8 protein-coding genes are annotated in these 4881 nt (G+C 71.2%); 5 read left to right on the top strand and 3 right to left on the bottom strand.

The features are described 5' to 3' along the window. Positions 1-186: 186 nt before the first annotated feature. A complete protein-coding gene (locus AB0B76_RS58695) occupies positions 187-363 on the bottom strand; it encodes a hypothetical protein (RefSeq protein ID WP_360395085.1) in 177 nt (58 codons plus the stop codon). A 320-nt stretch (positions 364-683) separates the two neighbouring features. On the opposite strand from AB0B76_RS58695, the gene AB0B76_RS58690 reads away from it, so the two are divergent. The 4 genes from AB0B76_RS58690 (at position 684) to AB0B76_RS58675 (ending at position 2827) form a co-directional block, all read left to right on the top strand. After that, positions 684-1433 carry an SDR family oxidoreductase gene (locus AB0B76_RS58690; RefSeq protein ID WP_360395083.1) on the top strand — a complete coding sequence of 250 codons (750 nt, stop codon included), beginning with the start codon at positions 684-686 and terminating at the stop codon, positions 1431-1433. Positions 1434-1451: 18 nt separating this feature from the next. After that, on the top strand, positions 1452-1625 hold the full coding sequence (locus tag AB0B76_RS58685) for a DUF4062 domain-containing protein (RefSeq protein ID WP_360395080.1): 174 nt from the start codon (positions 1452-1454) through the stop codon (positions 1623-1625). Next, positions 1582-2448 carry a hypothetical protein gene (locus AB0B76_RS58680; RefSeq protein ID WP_360395088.1) on the top strand — a complete coding sequence of 289 codons (867 nt, stop codon included), beginning with the start codon at positions 1582-1584 and terminating at the stop codon, positions 2446-2448. The genes AB0B76_RS58685 and AB0B76_RS58680 overlap by 44 nt, the downstream gene beginning before the upstream one ends. Positions 2449-2515: 67 nt before the next feature. Further along, a complete protein-coding gene (locus tag AB0B76_RS58675) occupies positions 2516-2827 on the top strand; it encodes a helix-turn-helix domain-containing protein (protein ID WP_360395077.1) in 312 nt (103 codons plus the stop codon). Positions 2828-2946: 119 nt separating this feature from the next. On the opposite strand, the gene AB0B76_RS58670 is transcribed toward AB0B76_RS58675, so the two are convergent. Together AB0B76_RS58670 and AB0B76_RS58665 are read right to left on the bottom strand one after the other, a co-directional pair. Further along, positions 2947-3651 (bottom strand): hypothetical protein, encoded by a 705-nt coding sequence (locus tag AB0B76_RS58670; protein WP_360395075.1) that lies wholly within the window; start codon positions 3649-3651, stop codon positions 2947-2949. After that, the gene (locus AB0B76_RS58665; protein WP_360395072.1) at positions 3651-4217 is read right to left on the bottom strand and encodes a SigE family RNA polymerase sigma factor; all 567 of its coding nucleotides are present in this window, start codon (positions 4215-4217) and stop codon (positions 3651-3653) included. Before AB0B76_RS58665 ends, AB0B76_RS58670 begins: the two co-directional genes overlap by 1 nt. Before the next feature lie 75 nt (positions 4218-4292). Between AB0B76_RS58665 and AB0B76_RS58660 the strand changes: the two genes are divergently transcribed. Continuing rightward, positions 4293-4583 carry a hypothetical protein gene (locus AB0B76_RS58660; RefSeq protein WP_360395069.1) on the top strand — a complete coding sequence of 97 codons (291 nt, stop codon included), beginning with the start codon at positions 4293-4295 and terminating at the stop codon, positions 4581-4583. Positions 4584-4881 lie beyond the last annotated feature (298 nt).

Here is a 4881-nt window from a genome sequence, read left to right as displayed (position 1 = left end):
ACCTTGATCAGATCGAAGCGCACCGCTGACACCCTGCCGCATCCTGATCAGCGAACCTCGATCGCCCCGGACACCACCGTCTTTGCGCCAGAGCCGTTTAGTTGACAGACCTACCTGCCGACCAGTTGAAACCTTGCTGTCGCCGACCGCTTGACACAGAGGTGCCGTGAAGTTTGACAGACCCCGTTAGCCTGTGAGGGTTTGCAAGGCGCGGCTGACGTCGGGTGCTTGTTTGGCTTTAACGATGCAGTGCTCTTCGGTGACGGTTTCGTGGCTGTGGCCGAGTTGTTGGGAGGCGGCCTTGGTGCTGGCTTCCCGGTCTAGCAGTGTGGTGACGGTTTTTCGGAAGGTCTGGAGCGTCACCCAATCGAGTCCGGTCTGGTCTCGAGCGTCGCGCCACTGGCGCCGGACGTTGTTGGGCCACAGCCAGGCCCCGGTCCGGGCGTGGAAGACGGGCTGGCCGGGTCCGGTGCGGCGCTGAGTTGCCGTCGGGCCAGCATATTGACGGCGAATTGGGGCAGGAACATGGTGCGGTAGCCGGCATCGCTCTTGGTCAACGGCTGGCGGAACAGCCCGCGGCGTCGGGCGAAACCGGCCCGTCCTGCCACGCCCACAGCGGGTGAGGGTGACGGCATGACGCCGCGGAAGGCTGGAACAAGATCCAACGACGGGAGGGCGAGCACATGACGCAGACCAAGGGCGCGGTGATCGTGACCGGTGCGAGCCGGGGCATCGGCGCCGCGATCGCGCAGAAGCTGGCCGACGACGGGTACGGCGTGGTCGTCAACTACGCCGCGGACGCCGACGGCGCCGAGTCCGTCGTCTCGGACATCCGCGGCCGGGGTGGCCGGGCCATCGCCGTGCGCGCGGACGTCACGGCACCGCCCGACGTCGCGGGCCTGTTCGACCGGGCACGACAGGAGATCGGGCCGCTGGCCGCGCTCGTGAACAACGCCGGATCGGCCGGCGACCAGGCCCGTATCGACGAGCAGGACGCGCAGCACCTGACCCGCCTGATGCAGACCAACGTCGTGGGCCCTATGGTCTGCGCCAAGCACGCCGTGCAGGCGATGTCCACCGCGCGCGGCGGCACAGGCGGCTCGATCGTGAACATCGCCTCGATCGCCGCCCAGGCGCCTCCCGGCATCCAGGGATTCGTGCCGTACGAGGCCACCAAGGGCGCCATGGTGTCCTTCAGCCGTGGCCTGTCGCACGAGGTCGCCCCCGAAGGGATCCGGGTCAACAGCGTGTCGCCAGGTGTCATCGATACGGAGATGGCGGCTGGAACTCCAGGAGCGAAGGAAGCCGCCGCCAACGGCCCGCTCGGTCGCGCCGGCCGGCCCGACGAGATCGCCGACGCCGTGTCGTGGCTGATCTCCCCGGCGGCGTCGTACGTCACCGGCAGCGATATCACCGTCTCCGGCGGGCTCTGACCGACCGGCCCCGGACGGGTGATCGCCGTGCGGATCCATACGCCTGATCGGCGGCTGCGGGTGTTCGTCAGCTCGACCCTGACCGACCTGGTGGACGAGCGACGGGCGGTCCGACGAGCGATCTCGGCGCTGCGGCTCACCCCGGGGGATGCCCCGGCTGCTGTACGTGAAGGAACCTGCGCCCGATCGTGAGCCGCGCCTGGCGGAGCTGCTGGAGCACCTCATGAACGAGGCCGTCGGCTCGTTCCGGACGTTCAACACCGCGGCCGAACTCGGACGGCTGGTACGTGATGATCTCGCGGCGCTGCTCAGTGAGCGGTTCGCGGCCGGTCAGCCGGCGCTGCCACCGGCTGCGGCCGGGCCGGCCAGGCTGCCGGTCGACACCACGTCGCTGGTGGGCCGGGAAGCCCGCCATCGCGGCGGTGGTCGGCCTGGTCGATGCGGGCGCGCGGTTGGTGACGCTGACCGGGCCGGGGGGATCGGCAAGACACGGCTGGCCGTGACGGTGGGTGAGCGTCTGCGCGACCGCTTCGATCCGGGCCTGGCGTTTGCCGATTTCGCCGGCGTGACGCGCCCGGAGGTGGCGCTGACCCGCCTCAGCAACGCCGTACGGGATGGAATGGGCGGCGAGTCCGCGCGGCTGGCGGCCCTCGTCGAACAGTTCGGCGACCGCCCATGGCTGCTCGTCCTCGATGGCCTGGAGCAGGTCGCCGAGGTGGCACCCGACCTGGAGCAGTTGCTGGCCGGCTGCCCCGGGTTGGCGATCCTGGCGGCCAGCCGCCGGGTGTTGCGGCTACGGGCCGAGCAGGAGTACCCGGTGCCGCCCCTGGCGCTCCCCGTGTTGCTCAACGGCGGTACTGCTCGCCGGCGGCGACACCGACCTCGCGGACCGCCTCGATGCGCGAACTCGGTTTGCCCGTTGCCGCGATCGTCGTCGCACGACGTCGTGACTCCTGGCACGGTCTACGCGGCCTCGGCCCGTCGTTGGCGCAGCAGTTCGGCACCGATCGAGTAGGGCGGCGCCGCCGTGTCGGAACGGGCCGCATGCTCCCGGAGACCACCTCACCCCGCTGCAGAACTGGATGCTCGACAACCTCGCCGACGAACTCACCATCGACGTTCTCGCAACCCACGCCCACATGTCGCGGCGGACCCTTATCCGCCGGTTCCGCCAGGAGACCGGCACTTCACCGATGGCCTGGCTGGCCGACGCCCGTATCGACCGCGCCCGCGAACTGCTGGAGACGACCACCATGCCCGTCGAACACATCGGTCGCCTCACCGGACTCGGCGCACCTTCCTCCGTGCGGGCCGCCTTCCACCGGCACATCGGCGCCTCACCCCACGAATACCGGGCGCTCTTCCGCCACAGCACCACGACCGCAAACCCATGACACCTAGGCAGTGTCATCAAGGATCATGGGTCGGGCATGATCCGACCGGTGATCCGCCGGTATGAGCTCACGGATGTTGCGTACCGACCAGCACCCCGCCTCTGGCGGGCCTGACGGCATCAGTCGTCGTGGGCGCGGTGGAACCACCAGTCGCCGCGGATGTGGGTCCACTGCTCGCCGGGCCAACGCGTCTCGGGTGGCATGTCGGGGCCGGGCTTGTAGACGTACTGATAGTTGTACTGCCAGGAGGAGTCCGGGACCTGGACGCAGATCCCGCCGTTACGGAAGATCCGTTCGACCGCCACACCGGACCGCTTGACGGCGGCGGTCACCCGGTCGAAGTCCGCCCGTGCCTCGGGGTCGAGCGCCATGAGGTCCGAGCAGCCCGGGTCGCCGAACTGGCCGCGGGAGTACTCCAGGATGCGGCACGTGTCCGATTCCGGCACGTAGTAGAAGACCCTGAGCTCCTCGATCACGGGCAGGACCTCCTTCTCCAGGCGGTCCACGTCCGACGGCCACCGGCGGGGTCCGGGCGGTGCGCCGGGGACGAAGTCGGCGATCACGGCTCGGAGGGTGTTGCTGCCGGGCAGGCTCACCGGGCCGACGCCGGGCACGGGCAGCGGGCCGGCGAGCGCGAGCATGAGGTAGGCCAGGCCCGCGCCGGCCACCGACACGGCGGAGTTGCGTAGCCGGTTCCGGCGGCGCAGCGCACGGCGTGCGCGCGCGGTGACGGCGCGCGGGTCGAACGGCGCGGCCGGCAGGCCCGGGGCGCGGGCGCGGAGGTACGCCACGACCGCCTCGCCGGGCGAGAGGGTGGGGTCCATCACTGCCGCCCTTCCATGAGCAGGGTGCGCAACCGGGCCAGCGCCCGCGCGTTGTGGGACTTGACGGTGCCGATCGAGACGGCGAGCTCACCGGCGGTCTCGGCCTCGGTCAGGTCGAGCAGATGCCGCAGTACCACCACCTTCCGTTGCACCAGAGGAAGCTCGGCCAGCGCGCGGACGACCTCATTGCGGGTGTCCACGGCGTCGGCGTGGCTCGGCGACGCGTGCTGCGGCAGCGTGTCCGGGGCGGCGAGCACCTCCCGGCGGGCGCCGCGCCAGCGGTCGATCCGCAGGTTCACCAGCACCCGCCGGGCGTACGCACGGGGGTCGGTGCCGCGGGCGCGCTCCCAGGACCGGTAGGTGCGTTCGAACGTCGTCTGCACCAGGTCCTCGGCGTGGTTCCGGTCGCCGGACAGCAGCAGCGCGACCCGGAGCAGGTACGGCCCCACGTCGGCCACGAACGCCGCAAACTGTTCGTCCCGGCTCCCCGGGAACCGGACCTCGACGTGCGGCATCGCGCCGGGTGGTCCGGTGGCACCCGGGGCGTTCGCGGGTTCGGCGTTCACGTCCGACCGCCTCGCATCCTCATACCATCCATCACGGACGCGCCCGCCGGATGGTTGTCACCTACTCTGGCCCGGGTGAGCGGCAGCGGACTGGAGGAGGCCCGGCGGCTGTTCGACGAGTTCCGCCTCGAGCTCTGGAGCGAACGGCACTGGGACAGCGAGTTCACGCCCTCGCCGCATTCGCCGGACGGGAAGCTGCGCGAGCTCGTCGACGGCGCGGGCCCGGCGGCGGCGCCGCTGCTCCTGGACGCGCTGCGGTGGGCGGGACCTGCGCTGCTGGGCGTACGTCGGGCTCGGCGGGCTGGGGCCGGCGGCCGGGGACGCTGCGGTCGCCGTCCTCGCCGAGCGGGCCGCCGCGCGCCGTGATCCGCTCTGGGCGGCCGCCGTGGCGCTGGACGCGATCGCCCCCGCTCCTACTAGGACACCCGCCGTGCGTTCCCTCAGCTTTCATCGCCTGTGCTCGGTGGGGCGTGGCAACGGACCCGACGGCACGGTGCATGGGCCCAAGCGGTTGCTCGGCGGCGCCGAGACATCAGAAGCCGCCACCCACCTCGACCCGGGTGCCGTCGGCGGTGGCAGTTGCGTGGTAGGTGTCCCGGCTCGGATCCCGGCCGCCCACGGCATGGCCGTACTGCACGGCGAAGACGTACGAACCCGGCGCGAG

This window comes from Dactylosporangium sp. NPDC049140, from assembly GCF_040648435.1.
The sequence above is the reverse complement of the archived record's forward strand: the minus strand, read 5'-3'. Positions and strand labels throughout refer to the sequence as shown.

Bases quoted from the DNA above. Each gene is read 5' to 3' on its own strand.
- AB0B76_RS58690 (WP_360395083.1), top strand. From the start codon at position 684: ATGACGCAGACCAAGGGCGCGGTGATCGTGACCGGTGCGAGCCGGGGC.
- AB0B76_RS58680 (WP_360395088.1), top strand. From the start codon at position 1,582: ATGCCCCGGCTGCTGTACGTGAAGGAACCTGCGCCCGATCGTGAGCCG.
- AB0B76_RS58675 (WP_360395077.1), top strand. From the start codon at position 2,516: ATGCTCGACAACCTCGCCGACGAACTCACCATCGACGTTCTCGCAACC.
- AB0B76_RS58670 (WP_360395075.1), bottom strand. From the start codon at position 3,651: ATGGACCCCACCCTCTCGCCCGGCGAGGCGGTCGTGGCGTACCTCCGC.